Annotated in this window: 21 protein-coding genes, 1 tRNA gene and 1 pseudogene; 12 read left to right on the plus strand and 11 right to left on the minus strand. The window is 34.5% G+C overall.

Annotation, left to right across the window (positions count from 1 at the left end; all coding sequences use genetic code 11):
- The first annotated feature begins 508 nt into the window (after positions 1-508).
- From AC3IF2_RS06110 to AC3IF2_RS06135, 6 genes are read left to right on the plus strand one after another with little or no spacing between them, the layout of a single operon-like run.
- Entirely contained in the window at positions 509-1,969 is a 1,461-nt protein-coding gene (locus AC3IF2_RS06110; RefSeq protein WP_489166187.1) for a type III PLP-dependent enzyme domain-containing protein, read from the plus strand.
- Between the two features lies 1 nt (position 1,970).
- Positions 1,971-2,915: an agmatinase gene (gene speB / locus AC3IF2_RS06115; RefSeq protein ID WP_489166188.1), complete on the plus strand. Its 945-nt coding sequence runs from the start codon at positions 1,971-1,973 to the stop codon at positions 2,913-2,915.
- The gene (locus AC3IF2_RS06120; protein ID WP_489166189.1) at positions 2,902-3,879 is read left to right on the plus strand and encodes a deoxyhypusine synthase family protein; all 978 of its coding nucleotides are present in this window, start codon (positions 2,902-2,904) and stop codon (positions 3,877-3,879) included. Before speB ends, AC3IF2_RS06120 begins: the two co-directional genes overlap by 14 nt.
- An 11-nt stretch (positions 3,880-3,890) precedes the next feature.
- Entirely contained in the window at positions 3,891-4,193 is a 303-nt protein-coding gene (locus AC3IF2_RS06125) for a hypothetical protein (RefSeq protein ID WP_489166190.1), read from the plus strand.
- Between the two features lie 9 nt (positions 4,194-4,202).
- Positions 4,203-4,436 (plus strand): hypothetical protein, encoded by a 234-nt coding sequence (locus tag AC3IF2_RS06130; protein WP_489166191.1) that lies wholly within the window; start codon positions 4,203-4,205, stop codon positions 4,434-4,436.
- Positions 4,437-4,462: 26 nt separating this feature from the next.
- Positions 4,463-4,858, plus strand: coding sequence for a VOC family protein (locus AC3IF2_RS06135; RefSeq protein ID WP_489166192.1), 396 nt, complete (start codon positions 4,463-4,465; stop codon positions 4,856-4,858).
- 392 nt (positions 4,859-5,250) lie between these two features.
- Here AC3IF2_RS06135 and AC3IF2_RS06140 read toward each other — a convergent pair whose 3' ends face one another.
- The 8 genes from AC3IF2_RS06140 to AC3IF2_RS06175 all read right to left on the minus strand — a co-directional run bounded on the left by AC3IF2_RS06140 (position 5,251) and on the right by AC3IF2_RS06175 (position 12,190).
- Positions 5,251-5,655: a hypothetical protein gene (locus AC3IF2_RS06140; RefSeq protein ID WP_489166193.1), complete on the minus strand. Its 405-nt coding sequence runs from the start codon at positions 5,653-5,655 to the stop codon at positions 5,251-5,253.
- Positions 5,656-5,879: 224 nt separating this feature from the next.
- Entirely contained in the window at positions 5,880-6,098 is a 219-nt protein-coding gene (locus tag AC3IF2_RS06145) for a YgaP family membrane protein (protein ID WP_489166194.1), read from the minus strand.
- A gap of 99 nt (positions 6,099-6,197) precedes the next feature.
- The gene (locus AC3IF2_RS06150) at positions 6,198-6,830 is read right to left on the minus strand and encodes a Crp/Fnr family transcriptional regulator (protein WP_489166195.1); all 633 of its coding nucleotides are present in this window, start codon (positions 6,828-6,830) and stop codon (positions 6,198-6,200) included.
- Between the two features lie 139 nt (positions 6,831-6,969).
- Positions 6,970-7,434 (minus strand): hypothetical protein, encoded by a 465-nt coding sequence (locus AC3IF2_RS06155; RefSeq protein ID WP_489166196.1) that lies wholly within the window; start codon positions 7,432-7,434, stop codon positions 6,970-6,972.
- Between the two features lie 12 nt (positions 7,435-7,446).
- The gene (locus AC3IF2_RS06160) at positions 7,447-8,472 is read right to left on the minus strand and encodes a hypothetical protein (RefSeq protein WP_489166197.1); all 1,026 of its coding nucleotides are present in this window, start codon (positions 8,470-8,472) and stop codon (positions 7,447-7,449) included.
- A 124-nt stretch (positions 8,473-8,596) separates the two neighbouring features.
- Positions 8,597-10,444: a glycosyltransferase family 2 protein gene (locus tag AC3IF2_RS06165; RefSeq protein WP_489166198.1), complete on the minus strand. Its 1,848-nt coding sequence runs from the start codon at positions 10,442-10,444 to the stop codon at positions 8,597-8,599.
- Between the two features lie 4 nt (positions 10,445-10,448).
- Entirely contained in the window at positions 10,449-11,783 is a 1,335-nt protein-coding gene (locus AC3IF2_RS06170; protein WP_489166199.1) for a tetratricopeptide repeat protein, read from the minus strand.
- 11 nt (positions 11,784-11,794) lie between these two features.
- The gene (locus AC3IF2_RS06175) at positions 11,795-12,190 is read right to left on the minus strand and encodes a LytTR family transcriptional regulator DNA-binding domain-containing protein (RefSeq protein WP_489166200.1); all 396 of its coding nucleotides are present in this window, start codon (positions 12,188-12,190) and stop codon (positions 11,795-11,797) included.
- A 101-nt stretch (positions 12,191-12,291) separates the two neighbouring features.
- On the opposite strand from AC3IF2_RS06175, the gene AC3IF2_RS06180 reads away from it, so the two are divergent.
- From AC3IF2_RS06180 to AC3IF2_RS06195, 4 genes and pseudogenes are all read left to right on the plus strand, one after another.
- The gene (locus AC3IF2_RS06180) at positions 12,292-12,804 is read left to right on the plus strand and encodes an RNA polymerase sigma factor (RefSeq protein ID WP_489166201.1); all 513 of its coding nucleotides are present in this window, start codon (positions 12,292-12,294) and stop codon (positions 12,802-12,804) included.
- Between the two features lie 51 nt (positions 12,805-12,855).
- Positions 12,856-13,758 carry a FecR family protein gene (locus AC3IF2_RS06185; RefSeq protein ID WP_489166202.1) on the plus strand — a complete coding sequence of 301 codons (903 nt, stop codon included), beginning with the start codon at positions 12,856-12,858 and terminating at the stop codon, positions 13,756-13,758.
- Positions 13,759-13,856: 98 nt separating this feature from the next.
- Positions 13,857-14,240: pseudogene (locus tag AC3IF2_RS06190) on the plus strand (carboxypeptidase-like regulatory domain-containing protein); the annotation flags it as partial.
- Between the two features lie 30 nt (positions 14,241-14,270).
- Positions 14,271-16,262, plus strand: a complete 1,992-nt coding sequence (locus AC3IF2_RS06195) for a TonB-dependent receptor plug domain-containing protein (RefSeq protein WP_489166908.1) — start codon at positions 14,271-14,273, stop codon at positions 16,260-16,262.
- 192 nt (positions 16,263-16,454) lie between these two features.
- Here AC3IF2_RS06195 and AC3IF2_RS06200 read toward each other — a convergent pair.
- Positions 16,455-16,539 (minus strand) — tRNA-Ser (locus AC3IF2_RS06200).
- A 142-nt stretch (positions 16,540-16,681) separates the two neighbouring features.
- Here AC3IF2_RS06200 and AC3IF2_RS06205 point away from each other — a divergent pair.
- The gene (locus AC3IF2_RS06205) at positions 16,682-17,434 is read left to right on the plus strand and encodes a sulfite exporter TauE/SafE family protein (protein WP_489166203.1); all 753 of its coding nucleotides are present in this window, start codon (positions 16,682-16,684) and stop codon (positions 17,432-17,434) included.
- Here AC3IF2_RS06205 and AC3IF2_RS06210 read toward each other — a convergent pair.
- Positions 17,431-17,703: an acylphosphatase gene (locus tag AC3IF2_RS06210; RefSeq protein WP_489166204.1), complete on the minus strand. Its 273-nt coding sequence runs from the start codon at positions 17,701-17,703 to the stop codon at positions 17,431-17,433. The two genes, AC3IF2_RS06205 and AC3IF2_RS06210, sit on opposite strands and share 4 nt — an antisense overlap.
- 82 nt (positions 17,704-17,785) lie before the next feature.
- Between AC3IF2_RS06210 and aroC the strand changes: the two genes are divergently transcribed.
- Entirely contained in the window at positions 17,786-18,850 is a 1,065-nt protein-coding gene (aroC, locus tag AC3IF2_RS06215; protein WP_489166909.1) for a chorismate synthase, read from the plus strand.
- A 54-nt stretch (positions 18,851-18,904) separates the two neighbouring features.
- Here aroC and AC3IF2_RS06220 read toward each other — a convergent pair whose 3' ends face one another.
- A complete protein-coding gene (locus AC3IF2_RS06220; RefSeq protein ID WP_489166205.1) occupies positions 18,905-19,492 on the minus strand; it encodes a hypothetical protein in 588 nt (195 codons plus the stop codon).
- Positions 19,493-19,550: the final 58 nt, after the last annotated feature.

Here is a 19,550-nt window from a genome sequence, read left to right on the forward strand (position 1 = left end):
TTTTCTTTGACCCGAAAGAAGTTATACGTTTCACTTTTCTCAGCGAAATCCATTTATACGATGGAAAACCTAATCAAATTTACATTATTTTTAAATTTGAAATGATTGTTATATTGTTTTTTTTATAAAAATTTCATAAATCTTGATAATTGTAACTTTCTGATTAATAGTGTTTTAAAATAAGTAAAATAGAAAAAATTAAAAATAATAATTTTTCTATTAAAAAATTTACTTCATTTGTTATGCTATTTAGCTGAACATCATGATACGTGTTTATATGTTCGGGCTTTTGAAAATTAGGAAGTCAAATTCAAAAGCAGCTCATGGGATGGGTGACCGAGCGTTAAAGCTAACTTCCGGTTGGATCAAAAATTGTAATCTACATAACCTTCTTAGGGTTGTGATATTTCCCGTTTTCACTTTAAGAATTTGATACTTTAAATACCATAGGTATACCACTACCAATATGATCATGGTATGAATTATTAACTATTAATTTAAAGCAAAAGTGAAAACTAAATATATTGATCTTGTAGATCAAACTTTCGACTTTCCCCAAAGGGAATTTCAACTTATGGATGATAATTTATTATTCCATGGGGTTGACTTGATGGAGCTGATAAAAACCTACGGAGCACCCTTAAAGTTCACCTATCTACCTCAAATCTCCAATAATATTCAACGAGCCAAAACATGGTTTCAAAACGCTATAAAAGCATCTGATTATAAAGGAAAATATTACTATTGCTACTGCACTAAAAGTTCCCATTTCAAACATGTACTGGATGAAGCTTTAAAGAATGATATACATATAGAAACGTCGTCGGCTTTTGATATTGATATTGTAGAAAATCTAAAAGTATCGGGCAAAATTAATAACGCAACATATGTTATTTGTAATGGATTTAAACGCGAGCAATACGTCACGAACATAGCGCGTCTTATCAATAACGGACATTTTAACTGCATTCCCATTATTGATAATTATGAAGAGCTTGGACTGTTAAGTTCAGAAATCAATAGAAAATTCTCTGTTGGAATTCGTATAGCTTCCGAAGAAGAGCCCAAATTTGAGTTTTATACCTCACGATTAGGTATCGGCTATAAGAATATTGTGCCCTTTTATCGAGAGCAAATTCAACTGAATGAGCAAGTCGAACTAAAAATGCTTCATTTCTTTATCAATACAGGAATACGAGACAATGCCTACTATTGGAACGAACTATTGAAATGTTTAAAAGTTTACACAAGCTTAAAAAAGATTTGCCCTACGCTTGACAGCTTGAATATCGGTGGCGGATTTCCAATCAAAAACTCTCTAGCCTTTGATTTCGATTATGAATATATTATCGATGAAATTGTACATCAAATCAAGCTGGCCTGTCAAGAAGAAGGCGTTGAAGTTCCTAATATATTTACTGAATTTGGAAGCTTTACTGTAGGAGAAAGTGGTGGGGCTATTTATGAAGTACTGTATCAAAAGCAGCAAAATGATCGAGAAAAGTGGAACATGATAAACTCTTCATTTATTACCACATTACCTGATACCTGGGCAATCAATAAACGGTTTATAATGCTACCGATCAATCGATGGAATAGTACCTATGAACGAGTACTTCTTGGAGGTTTAACTTGTGATAGTGATGATTATTACAACAGTGAGCAGCATATTAATGCTATATACTTACCTAAGTATGATAAAGATAAGCCTTTATATGTAGGCTTCTTTAATACGGGAGCCTATCAGGAGACCATAGGCGGCTATGGAGGATTACAACATTGTTTGATTCCCGCACCCCAACATATCTTGATCGATATAGATGAACAAGGTAAGATTATAACACAACCTTTTAGGAAACAACAAAAGAGTGAAGACTTGCTCGGTATTCTAGGATATAATATAGAACCCGAAATGGATACAATTCAAAAATTAAATAAAAGTTCTGAATTACAATTAACAGATAAGTAAAATGGAAACCAAAACGTACGCAGGCATACCGGAAAAGTATGCGAGATTAGAACAAGCCAAGATCGTCCTAATCCCTGTTTCATATGACGGAACAAGTACCTGGCAGAAAGGAGCTCATAAGGGGCCAGAGGCATTTTTACAGGCTTCTGAAAATATGGAGTTATATGATATAGAAACCGACTCAGAAGTATATAAAGAAGGTATATATTTAGCAGAACCGATTAAAGAGGCTACCTCACCTGAGGCCATGGTCGATGCAGTACATGCTATTACCAAAACGTATATAAAGAAGAAGAAATTTGTTACTATCATCGGTGGAGAACATTCGATATCTATCGGTACTGTGCGCGCATTTAATGAATGCTTCGACAGTCTTTCCGTATTACATATTGACGCTCATGCTGACCTGAGACCATCATATAATGGAACAAAATGCAATCATGCTTGCGCCATGTATGAAGCAAGTCAGCATACAAATTTAGTTCAAGTTGGTATTCGGTCTATGGATAAAAGTGAAGTCAGTATTATGGACGATGATAAAGTTTTTTTCGCACATGATATGGTTGTTGATACAGAATGGACAGACAATGTTCTCGATCTTCTAACCGAAAATGTATTCATTTCTTTCGATTTGGATGCCTTCGACCCTTCTATTCTACCGAGCACCGGAACTCCTGAACCGGGTGGGCTACTTTGGTACGAAACTCTTGATTTTTTAAAACAGGTATTTAAGGAAAAAAATGTAGTTGGTTTTGATATTGTTGAATTATGCCCTAATGAACATGATAAATCTTCAGATTTTCTTGCCGCAAAACTGTATTACAAAATGTTGAGCTACAAGTTCAAAAATGAAGAAATTGACAATGATGATGATGAAGAAAGCTTTAATGAACCGAATCGTTTAGGTAATTATATGAATTTTAATAAAGAGGATGTTGAATACTAAAGGCGCTATATCAAATTTTATAGAAAAATATTATTTACACTTTAATGCAGCCACGGTCGTAGATGCCGCCAAAGCCTATGAAGTACAGCTGAAAAATGGAGCTAAAATGCTGGTATCTATGGCCGGGGCAATGAGTACTGCTGAACTTGGTAAAATATTTGCTGAAATGATCCGTCAAGATAAAGTACATATTATCTCTTGTACCGGAGCTAACCTGGAAGAAGATATTATGAATCTTGTGGCACATTCACATTACAAACGTATTCCCAATTATCGAGACCTTACTCCACAAGATGAATGGAACTTACTGGAAAAAGGGTTGAATAGGGTAACAGACACCTGTATCCCGGAAGAAGAGGCCTTTAGACGTTTGCAAAAACATATTTATGCAATTTGGAAAGAAGCTGATCACGATAATGAACGCTACCTTCCACATGAGTATATGTACAAATTATTACTATCTGGAGTATTAGAGGAGTATTATGAAATTGATTTAAAAGATTCTTGGATGTATGCTGCCGCTCAAAAGAATCTTCCAATGGTCGTTCCGGGTTGGGAAGACAGTACAATGGGCAATATCTTTGCCAGTTATGTTGTCAAAGGAGAACTCAAGGCGTCTACGATGAAGTCTGGAATAGAATATATGACTTTCTTGGCAAATTGGTATACCATTAATTCAGGCAAGGGAATTGGATTTTTTCAAATAGGAGGTGGTATTGCGGGAGATTTTCCAATTTGTGTAGTTCCAATGCTATACCAAGATTTGGAACGCGTTGATACACCATTTTGGAGTTACTTCTGTCAAATAAGTGATTCCACAACTAGTTATGGTTCTTATTCAGGTGCGGTGCCTAACGAAAAAATCACCTGGGGCAAACTAGACATTTCAACTCCGAAATATGTTATTGAAAGTGATGCTACCATTGTTGCTCCTTTAATATTCGCCTATTTATTAAATATGTAAACCGATAAAAAATGCTAAGGAAAATTGTTGACTACCAAAAACTGAATGAAAACCTGTTAGATTCATTGACTGAAAAGTACCCTGATGGATATAACGACGAAGACATTATATCTTTCAAAAATGCCCAAAATGAGTGGGTCGAAGCCGTAGAAATTCGAACGGATGATACCATATATCTGGTTAAAGTTGGAAAAAGACTTTTACAAGCCATGGAAAACTATACTGATGAAAATGAAGACGAAGATGACGATCATGACAGTGATGAATCCGATACTGAAGATCGAATTGAAGAAACTAATGAAGAAAATGAATAATAATGACCTATGGAAACTGCAAAATTTAAATCGTATAGTAATGGTTACTTTACTTTTAAACATGATTATGGTGAAGAAATAGTCTATGAAGAAGTGGTGCCATGGATTTTACAGGAGTATGATCTAAGAAATGATAAAAGTTATATCGGGAAAACTTTTGAAATTGATCATTCAGAGGTATTAGCCGATGATGATTTTGACCTTGTCATATACCGCATCAAACACCTGAAACTTATTGATTAATTATGGGAACTTCTCCAAAATTTCATTTGTCACTACCTTGTATTGACATTGAGCAAACACGTCAATTTTATATTGATGATTTAGGTTTGGAATTAGGCCGTAACAACGATAACTGGTTTGATGTTGATATTTATGGACATCAGGTGACTTTTACAAAGGCTGGCAATTTTAACTTTAATAATCCTAATTATATTTTTGATGAACACCTCCTTCCTTCATTTCACTTTGGTGTCATCTTAGATGCCCACGAATGGGAAGAAATATACAAAAGATTCAATGCCTGGGATATAGATGTTACGACACAAGCTACTTTTTTAGAAGATCAACCAGGTGAGCATATTTCATTCTTTGTGAAGGATCCTAATGGATTTCTTATTGAATTTAAAAGTTTCAAACAAGTGGATTCCATTTTCTCAATATAAAGACCATATTTTCAAGGATTTATAACTAAATCGGTGAGTTCATCAAAGAGCTAAAATAGGTCACCGAATTACGCACCTTTTCTTTGGTATCAATTGTATTCAAATGGGGCTAAATAAAATGAAAATACCCACAAATCATTTTATTTGTGGGTATTTGTGCCGTTTTAGCGGAGAAAGAGGGATCAGAACCTTAGCTTTATAGACCTGATTATTAAACAATTATAAAGACACCTCTCTCCTACTCACCGAATTACTCACTTTTTATTTGATGCAAATTATATCCAAATGAAAACTGCTCTAGAACTTATATCTAGAGCAGCTCAATTAATCTTATACTATTACTGTTAGTTCTTCCCCTTTTTAGTAGTTACAATAATAATAAATTGATTAACTTAATCCTTGAGATTTAGCGCAAGTGATTCATTTCTTAAAAGTCCGTTTACCATACGAATCCCTAAAACAGTGATCTTCGAGGTAATTATAAAGTTCTTATTATATAGTCTAAGTTTATAGTTTCCGTCAACAAGAAGCGATTTGTCAATAACACAGGATTTACCTTTATTACTTCTTGAATATATTGGATTGGCAGTTTTAGGGTCCAATACTTCATACTTATAAAAGCTTTCAGAAGCATCAAGTTTCATTGTCTTTTTATTTAGGTTGTCAGTAATCACAAATGCAATGGATCCGTCAGGTGCGCGGGTAACATATTTAATTTTATTATTTACAATAAATTCTTGTGCTTGTGAGACTGAAAAAGTTAATACACTTAGAAGTATAATTACAGATGTTTTCATAACTGGTTTGTTTAAGTAATTTCTTTTTCTCTTTCTATAAAAACAATTGAACTTCTTAATATCCTGAAAAAATCACGCTTTTTTTCAAAAAAAATGCAGCTCTTATGCCAAAAGCTGCATTCACTTGCTATGAAAAAATTGATTATTCCATTTTATAGATATGGTTAATCATTTATTTAAAAACAATTACACTTAAGAAAATCCTGAAGACTCAGGGTTTTTATTCAATTAAGTTTGTTCATTTTACAGGTTCGGATTCCAAAAGGGGCATACAATGGACAAAAACTGATAAAACTTGTTAAAACGAAAATGGCTGCTACCACCATTAAAATAATTCCAAGAGTTCCAGTAATCACATTCGTGAAATAAAGTATCCCTAATACAACCGCCAGTAAAACTCTGATGATGCGATCTGTGTTTCCCATATTTTTTTTCATGATCATTTAATTTAAGTTGATATTATTAGATAAAACGTATGTTCTATACATCAAAATTAACTCAATATGGAATCAGATCTTGTGACTTTGGTCACAGTATTCGAATTATTTTATAGTAATACCATCGGAATTTTGAATGATGAGCTGATCGCTTTCCAATTTCTTTAACACCCTCGACACGACTTCTCTTACGGTTCCAATTTCATTAGCCAGTTGTTGGTGAGAAATTTTAATAGGATTCTCATTAAGCAAGATGGATTTTTGCTTAATATGACCATAAAGTCTTTTATCTATTTTATCAAAAAGTACATGATGGATTGTATCTAGAAGTTCTATATAACGTTTATTGTAAAGTTCAAAGAAAATACGATTAAACTGGGGGAATTGTTTCATAAATGAAATGGCCTTTTCCACAGGCAATAAAAGGACTGTACTCGGTTCTTCCGTTACCGCAAATACTTGACTTGGCTGATTATGTAAACAGGCAGAAAAAGACATGATACAACTCTCTCTGGGTTCTATATAGTACAATAATAATTCTCGGTCTTCATATTTGGTAAAAACCTTAACAATCCCGTCGATTACAATTGGTATCATTTTGATATACTGCCCTTCACGTAATAGTTGGGTGTTTTCCTCGAATAGTTGGCAAGAAGAACTTTCTTTGATCTGTTGCGCCAAAGGAAGTTCCAAGTGTTCAAGAGCTTTTGAAATCTTTTGTTCTACTGTGTTGTCCATCTATTATTAAGATTACTCTAAGATAAAAAAACTGCTTCATTCTTAACAAATGAAACAGTTTTCAACTAATAAACCAAACCTTACTTTCTAAGATACTACCAAGAATAATTCAATAAGGTTATTCTGAAGTCTTTCATCCTTAGTTTTTTTCAAACACAAGGGTATCAGTACCCCCGTTACCCCCGCTGATATCAATCAGATCAATTTTAGTACCGCTAGAAGAGGTGATATCCCAATCATCACTGAGCTCCTCAAAATCAGGCGGCGCAGAAAAGAATATATTGAAATCTATATCGTCATCATTACTATCATCATCGCTACTATTGCTGTCGTCAGTTACTGACCAGGTACCATTAATTGTCGTAGTCCCATTAGTTGCCGTCAAGGATCCGTTTTCATTAAAGGTGAAATTATAGCCTCTGTAATCGCCAGTTTCATTTTGTCCGTCGTCGACATAGCTAGTAATGCGCCAGGTTCCAGATTTTATCTGATCTTCTATTTGCTTAATCAATACTGCCGTATCTATTGGAGCACTATCGTCTGAGGAGCAGCTAAAAATAAATAAGGCAGCTGCAAGAAATACTAATTTGTTTATGATTTTCATTTTTTTTATTTTTTAATTACATGTGCTTTCAAATCGAAGGCGATCATCATTCGCCTGTCGAAAGTCTACTTTCTTTTCACCGGGCATGTCTTCTATTTCGTGAAGTGTCCAATTTGCATTGAAATCAGGCAAACCTGAAATATTTATGACAACCGTTATATTTTGCCCTGTACCGGAGGCACTCCATGTACCTGAAAAATTGTTGCTATTTTCCTGAACACTTATGGTGCCATCGCTGATGAAATTAAAGGTATACCCTACATAATTATCTTCTAAATCGTTATTGTTGATTTCTAACTTATCCACGAACCAATCACTGCAATCTGTCAATAATGTTGTTAACTGATCTGGTGTACAATTCAAGCAATCATCATCATTAAAGTCAAAATCATCATCTTCGTCACAATCATCCTGAGCATCTTCAATGGTATCTTCTAATTCTTCCAGACTATTCATACTTAAAGTAGTTCTGTCAGATAATACTACAGAAATTGGAAACTCAATATTTGCGATATCGTCATTATCCAAATCACGTATGAAATCATGCAATTCACGATCGCTATTGATTTCGATTCTTGAAGTTTGTTCGGTTGCCGTGTTAAATACTGACATATTTATTGGATAAATAAAATCAATACATTCGATGTCATCATCTTCTTCATTTTCCCCATTACATTGGGAAGCTAAATTGTCAAATTCGGCTTGATTTGTTACTGTAACTTCTGAATGATCATCCAATATTACAGTAATCGAAAAATTGATCACTAAAGTGTCTGTATCCTCTTCGGAAGCATCAAATATGTCTTCTACCAGATCATAATCATCTTCAGAATTTACAGTCACCGTTGTACCATTGGCAACTACGGTTACCGGAAATTTAATAATAAAGCAGTTTGCCTTATCTAGTATATTATCATCCGACCCATCATTTTTAGCAGTACGTTGCATCAAATCAGCTACTTTCGTATCTGCAGTAAGTCCATTCTCGTCGGGACCCGGTATAATTATAGTCTCCTCTTGTCTACACCCTAACAGCAAAATAAAAACTGCTAGTATCATTATACCTTTTCTTATTAGTTCTTTCATAATTCTTAATTAACTTTTCTCTCTTTATCCTAAAAACAACTGATTCCTAAAATATCCTGAAAATTTTTCAATAAATTTAAAAATGAAATCCGTAACCAAAAAATACTGTTTGTAAACCGATAAGACTTAGACCAGCTAAAACTATACCGACAAGAATAAAAATAAAGGGCAAATGCGCCATTGCACGCGTCAATTTTGAATCCCAACCTAATTTATGTAATAAGGGCATGAGCATAAAAGCGAGGCATAATCCAAAAAATGAAATTTGAAACATATAAATGCAGGCTAACGCAAAGAGCAAACCTATTAGCATTTCTATGGTCTGTACCACGTAACTATCAGGGTGGCTACGATCAATAAGCATTTTCCACTCATGTTTAATTTTTTGAAAGCCATTCTTTTTTTTCAACTGATTTGAAGATTGTGCTTGATTCTTATCTCCGGTTACTAAAAAGGTAGCTTTTCGAGATATGATATAGCTTAGTACCCCAATCGACGATAGTGGACCCAATGCTGCATACAAAGCAGTACTATGGCTGATAAACTGTACCATTTGTTTCGGTTTACTCGCCAATGCTATTAAAAAACACAAAACGGGTGCAAAAAATGTCATTAAAGTTATGAGAAAGAAGTCTGTTGTATAAATACTCTCAAAACCTGCCTTCAATGTATATACTGGAACTATGAGCTCTTGAGCTCCCAATTCTAATGTTAGATTCTGACGAACTCCAAAATAATAAGGAAGCAGCAAATTGGCTACAATCATGAATAAAAAATAAACCAAGGTCAGTGGTAAATTCAAAGTTGGAAATAGAATATCCAGCTTTTCAGTCCAACTAATATTTTTAGCCTTTATCAACCATTTAAATTTAGCGTTTAGAAATTCGCAGGTCCCGCGCGTCCATTTCATATGTCGAATACGAAAAGAACGTACTGTTTCGGGAAAGTCTTCCAAACAAATTACATTTTCTACGAATCTACCACGATATCCTTTCTCACGTGCATGAATGGCAAAAGCCAAATCTTCACTAACCAAATGCGGGAAACCGCCAATTTCTTTCCAGCATTTTCTACGCAATAATGCCCCATGTCCCAAGAACATTACAAACCCAAAATCGTTTCGCAAGGGCTGATAGTATTTCCAATGGATGTCTACTCCTACACCCAATGAACGTGATAATGGGCTTTCTTCATTGGTATTCGCTCTGTGATTAGCTTGTACAAATCCACACTTTTCATCGGATTGCATGACTGGAACCAGTTTTGAAAGAAAGTCTGTAGGAAGAATCTCATCGGCATCAGCTATGGCAAAATATGCTTCATGTACATAATTTTCCAGTGCATGATTCATATTCCCCGCCTTAAATCCTGCCCGATCCTTTCTTCTGATCACTTGTACCTGATTTGGGTATTGATGTGCAAAGACATCTATTTTCTGTATGAATTCTAGGTCATTACTGTCATCTAAAATATATACCTTATAATTAGAATAATCTTGTTGTAAGCACGAAATGACCGAGGACTCTAAAAAATCATTACAAGTGGTATACAGTATAGCTACTGCCGGTTCATGTGTCATCGCTATCGTAGCGAGTTCCTGCTCTGGCTTTCGAAAGAAATATTTATGAATAAGTGAAAAGAGAATGATACCCACATTATAAAAACCATAGAGCCATGCAAAAGCAATGAATACCACAAAAAGTGTAATGGTTGTGGAGCTCATAAAGCTATATCCTAAATTGGTTAAGCTCCACAATCGTGGCCCGAACCACAGCAATGCCAGTATCCAAGCGGAGAAAACAGTGATATAAAGTGTTGGTTTGGGTGCTTTAGAGATAAAGCCGCTATTAGTAATAATCTTAATGCGCGCCGGTGCATTTACAAGCTGATCTTGAATGCGCTCTAAACTTACAGTGTTAATCATGTCTTTAAAATTTATAATTAGTTCCTATGGATACAATGGCGATCTCATTGTTAAAAATTCCCCGATCGTAATTTCCAAATAATTTCCCTTGAAGATTTTCCAGGATAGGAAAGCTTATCAATCCATAACCACCACCAAATTGACTTACCGTTAACTGTGGTGTTTGTAATCTATCATAATATGCACCAACGATGATTTCAACTTTCCTGTATTTGATCTTCGGGCTTAATAGAAAGCGTTGATTAAAAGTGTCCGCAAATGTCAGGTTATGAGAATGAAAAAAACCTCCTTCGATTCGGATATTCTTTAAGAGTTCATAATCGATAAAGGCCCCTGCACTTGCCAATTGATCATCTTCTCTAAAATCCATTTGCGTCACCAATTTTGTCAAAAGTTTAGGTGTTACAAAGTATCCGGTTTCAAGATTGACTAAGTATTGATCTTCCGTCAATGTCAAAAATCGTCTCCCAGCTTCCAGTTTACTAAACCATTTTTTATTCCAATCATGTTTGGCACCGAGGCCGACCAAAGGGGCTGTACGTTCTTGAACGGCTAAAACATTATTATCAAGAGCTAATGCATTATCATAGAAAGCGAATACCTGATTTTTAGTATTCAGTTGATATTTAAAATCTACTCTTCGCAAGCCATTTTGTTCATCTGTATCATTAAACGTAGCACCATACCATACTCCAAACTCAAATTTTTTTGGTGCACTCTCAATTTCTTTAAGACCATTATTAGCGGCTACATAATTTGAATTTATAGTCAGCGCTTTTTTAAAAGCTTTTCGAGCGCTGGCGTTCTTGTTTTTTTTCATGGCCAGAAGTCCTATCAAATAGTAAGTCTCTTCATCTTCCGGAAATTCCTTTTCTATAAGGTCAATCATGCGCTCCGTTCGTTCAAATTCCCCGTACTCTATTGAATTATAAGCTTGACCAAAAAGTGCACTTCTATTCTTGTTATCACGATGAAGCGCTTTGGAAAAATATGTTTTAGCTTTTTGATAATCTCCTCTCCAAAAATTGTTATAGCCCATTCCCAAAAATCCCTCGATACTTTGAGGATCTTCTAGGAGTACCTGCTGGAACAGATGTTCAGCTTTTTGATATTCTTTCCACCATGAGAAATTATAAGCTCTGGCAATTTCTACCTGATGTTCACCTAATTTCGGTGAATTACGAATACTGGAGAAAATCTTTTCAGCCTCCTGATGGCTTCCTTGTTGAGAGAATTTAATAGCTTGATTCAACAGGTCTTTTTGTGCATTTAATTCATTAATTGTAAATAAGAAACTCATAATGAATACAACTGCGGTTAGTAACTTTGATGTTTTCATGATCGCTAGTTTTATGATTGATACTGTAGCCATTTTTTAAAATCATTGATTTTATCCACGGCAATTTCTAATGTGATTACTTTCTTAAAGTTTAGCGACAGTAAGAGTTGATATTCGAATTCTTCAAAATGAAAGACAGCTTCCCGATTCACAATTGTGGAATCTGATATTTGAAAAAATTGTTTTTGATCCAACTGAGCATGAAAATTCTCTAGATCATAGGTTGAGATAGGTAGTTTTTGTCCATCATCATGTACAATGAAAAGTACGGATTCAGAATAATATGCGTAAGCAATACGGTTCTCATGAATCTCAAAATATCGATCACCAAATTTGATGAAAAATATGTGTTCGGATTTATCGGAGTTCTTCCTTCCGAAGTTTGATTTAGGTGAGTTAGTTGTCATTTGATTCCCTTTTAACTAAAAACAACGACCCTTTCAAAAATCCTGAAAACTTGATTATTTTTTCATACTTTGTCCCTGAAACTGAAAATATTAATAACTAAATGTCTCAAAACGTTTGTGAGGAAAAAGTGTTCTCTACAATTTATCAGGACTATTCCAAAGACCTGCATGATTATCTCTATTATAAATATGGAGCTGGTCATGACCCCAATGATACCATTCAAGAGGCCTTTTCAAAATTGTGGCAAAAATGTAAGGAGGTAAGCTATGAGAAGGCAAAGGGATTTGTATTTATGGTTGCAAAAAATATGATGCTGAATAAAATTAAGCATCAAAAGGTTGTTTTAAGGTCTTTAGAAGTGCCTCCAAAAGAGTATACAAATGAATCTCCAGAGTTTCTCATGGAGCAGCAGCAATTCTATGCTAAATATCAGAAGGCGCTTTCAAAATTAACCGAAGAACAACGGGTTGCTTTTTTACTCAACAAGGTCGAAGGAAAGAAACATCAGGAGGTCGCAGACATACTAAATATCACTAAAAAAGTGGCAGAATATCGCATATATAGTGCCTTTAAAATTATCAAAGCAGAGATTAAAGAATTAAAAAAGTTGTGATTTTTTCAGGAGATTCTAATTATGAATTGTTTTTAAGTAAATTGATCCAAAATGGATAACAAGGATTTAACACAAAAATGGTTATCGGGTGAGCTTTCAGAAGCGGAACTCAAGGCATTCAAAAATCGTGAAGATTTTGAATTAGACGAGCGCATTATAGAAGGTGCTCAGCAATTCAAGGCTTCACATTTCTCTAAGGCGCGTTCTTTTATTGAATTTAAAGAAGCACTGCAAGAAGTCAATGAGCCTAAAGTTCGCTATATGAATCGATTGAAGTTCATTAGTCGAATCGCCGCTATGTTAATTATAGCACTAGGGCTCTATTTTACATTCTTTAACAATCCGATGACAGAAATCAACACATTAGCCAGTCAAAAAACAGTTTTTGAGTTACCAGATGCTTCCAAAGTTTCATTAAATAGTCTTTCCAGCGTGTCATATCATAAAAAGAATTGGAATGATCACAGGACACTTGAGCTAGAAGGAGAAGCTTATTTTGAAGTTGCTAAAGGATCAAAATTTGATGTGAACACTTCTGCAGGTATGGTAAGTGTTCTAGGTACCAAGTTTACAGTGAATCAACGTGAAAATTATTTTGAAGTAGTATGTTTTGAAGGTGTTGTCGGAGTTCAGGCTGGAGCTGCCAATCATACATTAACAGCGGGTAACACATTTCGGATTGTAAATAAGGTGTCTCAACTGGATTCCATCCAAGATTTACAGCCGGTATGGTTACAAAATCGAAGTACTTTTAATAGCGTACCATTACAATTTGCATTGAATGAATTGGAAAGACAATATAATATTGAAATCATCACGAATAATATAGATACGAATCGCTTGTTCACAGGTGGCTTTAGCCATAAAAATATTGAATCAGCTTTAGAGTCGGTAACAAGTCCGTTTAATTTAACCTATAAAAAAGAAGGAGCATCAACCTATAGTATACAGTAGTGAATAGTTTAAAACGCTTCCCCGTTCTCCTATTCCTTCTTTTCCTCACCTTTCAACTCACTGCACAGATAGGTACAGAAAAGAGGTCTTTGTCTGAGGTGCTCTCTATTTTACAGTCCAGATATGACTATCAATTCTCATATGCAAACGATGTTGTTGAAAACATCAGCATCGTAACGCCTTCTTTGGAATTTACTATTGAGGAAGTTGTTGATTATCTAAGAAGAAAAACTGGGCTGCGTTTTAAGTTTTTGGCTAATAATTTCATCGCTATTCAATCGAAAAATACTTCGAACTTTATCTGTGGATATGTCATCGACAATGAGCTCAAAGAACCTCTGGAAGGGGCAACCATCAGTAGCTCAATAGGCGGAACTTCTACGAACTCCTTTGGTTATTTTGAATTAGAAACAACGAATCCGAATGAAAGTATTTCTATAAGCTATATTGGCTTTCGATCTTTAGCTAAAAACGCAGATGATTTTGATCAAGAAAATTGTTCCTACTTCTATTTGACTCCCAAACTTGAGCCTCTGGCAGAAATATTGATATCGAGTTATTTAGTAAAAGGTATTGATAAAGTTGCGTCAGGAAATTTTGAAATCAATTTCTCAAAATTCGATATTGTTCCAGGGCTCATAGAAACAGATGTCCTACAAACGATTCAAGCCTTACCGGGTATTCAAAGTGTCAATGAAACTATTTCCAACATTAACATTCGAGGTGGAACAAACGATCAAAATTTGATTTTGTGGGATGGTGTTAAAATGTATCAGTCGGGTCATTTTTTTGGTTTGATTTCCATGTTTAATCCACGAATGACCTCCGAAGTTTCTGTGACTAAAAATGGTTCAGATGTTAGTCTTACCAACGGCGTTTCTGGTACCATAGCGATGAAAACTGATTCGAAGGTTAGTACTGCTTTTGAAGGATCTATAGGTTCAAATTTTACGAATCTTGATGGGTTTTTAGATGTTCCTCTTGGTAAAAAGGCATCACTACAGATTACCGGCAGAAAAGGCATTGACGATTTTATCTCCAGTACACCAACATACACGAATTATTTTGAACGTATTACACAAGATACTGAGGTTGCGGCCATTGCTGAGAGTGAACGGTCCTTTGATTTTTATGATACAAGTGTACGCTTGAATTATCAACTCACCGACACCGATTTTTTAAGACTGAATTTCTTAAACGTCAATAACGAATTAGCGTTTACAGAGGCAGGAATTGTGAACCAACAAGAACAGAATAGAGAAAGTAGTTTAAAGCAAAATACCATAGCCGGTGGTTTATTTTATGAACGCAAATGGAATTCATCTTTTCATACCTCGTTACAGGTTTACGAGACGGACTATGAGCTTGAGGCCTTTAATGCCGACATAGGACAGCAACAACGGTTATTACAAGAAAATAAGGTTTCGGAAACTTCTATCCTCTTAAATACTTTATATAAATATTCTCAGCAATTATCGTTTACAAATGGATATCAATTTATCGAGACAGGTGTCACCAATCTAACGGATGTAGACGACCCTAGAATTGTTGATTTAAGAACTCGTGTGCTACGTGAGCATGCTTTATTTTCACAGTTGAATTACCGCTCAGATTCAAAGAAGTTAAGTGTAAAAGCAGGGGTTCGGTATAATTATATATCTGATTTTCAAAAGCATTTGGTTGAACCTCGTTTGGTCGTTAATTATAGCATTTTTGAAGATTTCAATTTAGAAATCGCCGGTGAACTAAAACACCAAACTACTTCACAGATTATTAATTTTCAAAATGACTTTCTTGGTATTGAAAAAAGAAGGTGGCGTCTTTCAAATGATGATAATGTGCCTATCATCAAAAGTCAGCAAGTATCATTAGGAATGAGTTTTGCAAAGAATGGATGGTTGATCAATATCGAAGGTTATTATAAGAAAGTAGATGGTATTACTTCGCAGAGTCAAGGATTTTTGGATGATCATATTTTTGACCAAACTATTGGCGAATATGCCATCTATGGTTCCGATGTTTTGGTGAATAAAAAGCTTGGTAAATTTAGCTCATGGCTGAGTTATTCGTATGGTACTAATGAATATACATTCAATGACTTTCCGGAAATTACTTTTCCTAACAACGTAGATATCAGGCACACGCTTAGTTTTGGCACCTCCTATTCCTCAGATCGATTGAAAATAGCAGCGGGTTTTAATTGGCATTCCGGATTGCCAATAACGACTCCTGAAGCAGGTAATGAATTAAATGGTACAAACATTAATTACAATCCATCGAATAGTGACCGTCTAAAAGAATATTTTAGGGCTGATGCCTCTGCTATGTATAATTTCAGAATTTCAGGTACGATTAGGGCTCATGCCGGGGTTTCTGTTTGGAATTTGATAGACACTGAAAATATCATCTCCCAATTTTACAGAGTTAATGGAGATATGGTTGAAGAAGTTCGTCAAAATGCTTTGGGTATTACACCAAACGCTGTTTTGAGAATTTCTTTTTAGGCCTAAATTAGATATCTGGTATAATGCGTTAATAATGAAAATCTTACAGCTAAATCGGTGAGTACATTGAAATATTGAAATAGGTCACCGAATTACTCACCTTTTCTTTGGTATCAATTGTATTCAAATGGGACTAAATAAAATGAAAATACCCACAAATCATTTTATTTGTGGGTATTTGTGCCGTTTTAGCGGAGAAAGAGGGATTCGAACCCCCGGAGGTGTGACCCTCGCTGGTTTTCAAGACCAGTGCATTCGACCACTCTGCCATTTCTCCAAAGTGTCTCATCAGATATTCTCTGAATGCGGATGCAAATATAGAAAGCTTTTTTAACTTGCTAAAATAAAATTCTAAGTTTTTTCCATTCATTACAAATAACAATTATAGCGTACATTTACATGTAAATAATCAAACCTAAATGAGTTTTTCTATAGACCTTATTTATCTAGTTTTAATTGGTTTTATAGCAGGCTGTATAAATATTGTTGCGGGTGGTGGCTCACTACTTACCTTGCCTATGTTAATTTTTTTAGGACTCCCATCTACTGTAGCTAATGCAACAAATAGAATTGCCATCATTGTGCAAAATGTTTTTGCTGTAAGAGGATTTCAGTCAAAAGGGGTTTCTACATTTCCATTTAGTATTTATTTGGCAATTCCAGCAGTTATAGGGGCTATTATAGGTGCAACTATTGCTATTGAAATTCCCGATGAACTTTTCAATAAAATTTTGGCTGGAATTATGGTTATTATAGTCATTTACATGCTATTAAAACCAAAGGTAAAAGCGCAGCACATTCAAGAACGTCTTCAAGGTAAATTCTTATGGCTAGGTATGATCATATTTTTCTTTGTTGGTCTTTATGGGGGTATTATACAAGCTGGTGTTGGTTTTATAATGATAATGGCTCTTACAAGTGTTAATCATCTTAGTTTAGTAAAAACAAACGCTGTAAAAGTTTTTGTTGCCTTGGTTTACTCTGTAGCAGCTGTTATTGTTTTTCAAAAAGGTGGCTTAATTAACTGGAAATATGGTTTAATTCTATCTATAGGTAATGCCTCTGGTGGTTGGTTTATGAGTAGGTTTTCAGTAAAAAAAGGAGATGGATTTGTAAGAATATTATTAATTATAATTGTAAGTATTTTGGCAGTAAAGCTTTGGTTTTTTTAACGAATAATTACAAAATCATCAAAATTTTTAAGTTCACCTTGGGTGAGGTTAACATGTGTAACTTTAGACAACGGTGAGCCGCTATATAACCAGTCAATAAAAGTTTCCAGTGATATTGTTTCTCCTTCAATTTCTATATAAACACTCCCATCATCTTCATTTTTAACAAATCCGGTAAGTTTTAATTCATTTGCTTTGTTATTAGTATATTTTCTAAACCAAACATCTTGCACTTTACCTAAAACTTGTATGTCATAATGTGTTTTCATTGAATCTATATCCTTTTCTCAAAATTAATCAATTATACTTTTCTATTGATTTACTATATTCTACCTTTGTTTATCATTTAAAATTATGAATAATTCTTTAGGAAAACTTTTTAGACTTACCACTTTTGGTGAATCTCACGGAGAAGCAATTGGTGGTATTATTGATGGCTGTCCGGCAGGTTTGAAATTAGACTTAGATGTAATTCAACACGAATTAGACAGAAGAAAACCAGGGCAATCTAATATCGTTACACAACGCAAAGAGCCTGATAATGTTGAGTTTTTATCTGGTATTTTTGAAGGAAAAACTACCGGAACTTCTATAGGATTTATAATCAAAAACACAAACCAAAAGTCTAAAGATTATTCGCATATTAAGGATTCGTATCGCCCCTCGCATGCCGATTATACCTACGATAAAAAATATGGATTTCGAGATTATCGAGGTGGTGGACGCTCATCTGCCCGAGAAACAGCAAATTGGATAGTTGGTGGCGCCATTGCTAAGCAACTACTAAAAAGTGTTAGTATTAATGCCTATACATCTTCTGTAGGTGATATTAATCTTGAAAAACCGTACCAAGATTTAGACTTTTCGAAAACCGAATCTAATGTAGTTCGTTGTCCTGATGATGAATACGCTCAAAAAATGATCTCCAAAATTCAAGAAATTAAAAAGCAAGGCGATACCATCGGAGGTACAATTACTTGTGTAATTAGAAATGTTCCTGTAGGATTAGGCGAACCTATTTTTGATAAACTTCATGCTAGATTAGGCCAAGCTATGCTATCATTAAATGCTGTAAAAGGTTTTGAGTATGGTAGCGGGTTTTGTGGTACTAAAATGAAAGGTTCTGAGCATAATGATACATTTAACTCAGATGGAAGTACAAAAACAAATCTTTCTGGCGGTATTCAAGGCGGTATTACAAATGGTATGGATATCTACTTTAGATTAGCATTTAAACCAGTTGCTACAATACTACGCAAATATGAAACTATAGACAAACAAGGTAAAGTAATTGAAATGCAAGGTAAAGGAAGACATGACCCTTGTGTTGTACCAAGAGCTGTACCAATTGTTGAAGCACTTGCCGCTATGGTTTTAGCCGATCTTTATCTTATTGATAAAACAAGAAAAATATAAAATAAAAGAGCTCTGAAATTTCAGAGCTCTTTTAACTTTTTCTAATTCTATATTTTAATTATCACATTGTCCTAGTTGATCACCATGATCTAAATGTGCTTTAATTGCATTTACACTTACACATATGGTCTTACCATTATGACAGATGTAAACTTTCTTATTATTATCATGACAATATTCATAATCATCATTTCCTCTACAGGCGTCAACAACAATTGCCAACGTTTCCTCTAGTTCTTCAAGTGAATTGATCTCAGTTACTTCGCCATCTATCCCTTCAATAAAAATAGGAAAATCTAATCTAATTTGTGATGTCGCTTCTAATGTGTCAAAGAAATTAAATAATTCATCATCATTACTAATGGTCACAAATTCAAGATCGCTGTTAGGATCTAACTGTGCAAAAAACATAATTGGATATTGAAATTTCACACACGGTTCTTCATCACTATTATCATCAGAATTTTTAGTTGCAGCTTTCATCAGCCCAACTAGTGCCGAGTTTTTAGTAAAAACAGCTTTATTTACAGGATCTTCAACTATTTCTTCCTCTCCGCTTTGACAGTATGTTAACAACATAGCTGCAGCAACAAAGAGCCCTTTGAAAACTAAATTTTTAAAGAAAGTATTTTTTTTAACCATAACATATTTATTTAGTTATATAAACTTAAATTTTCAATTAATTATTTCAATTTAAATA

This window comes from Maritimimonas rapanae, from assembly GCF_057837205.1.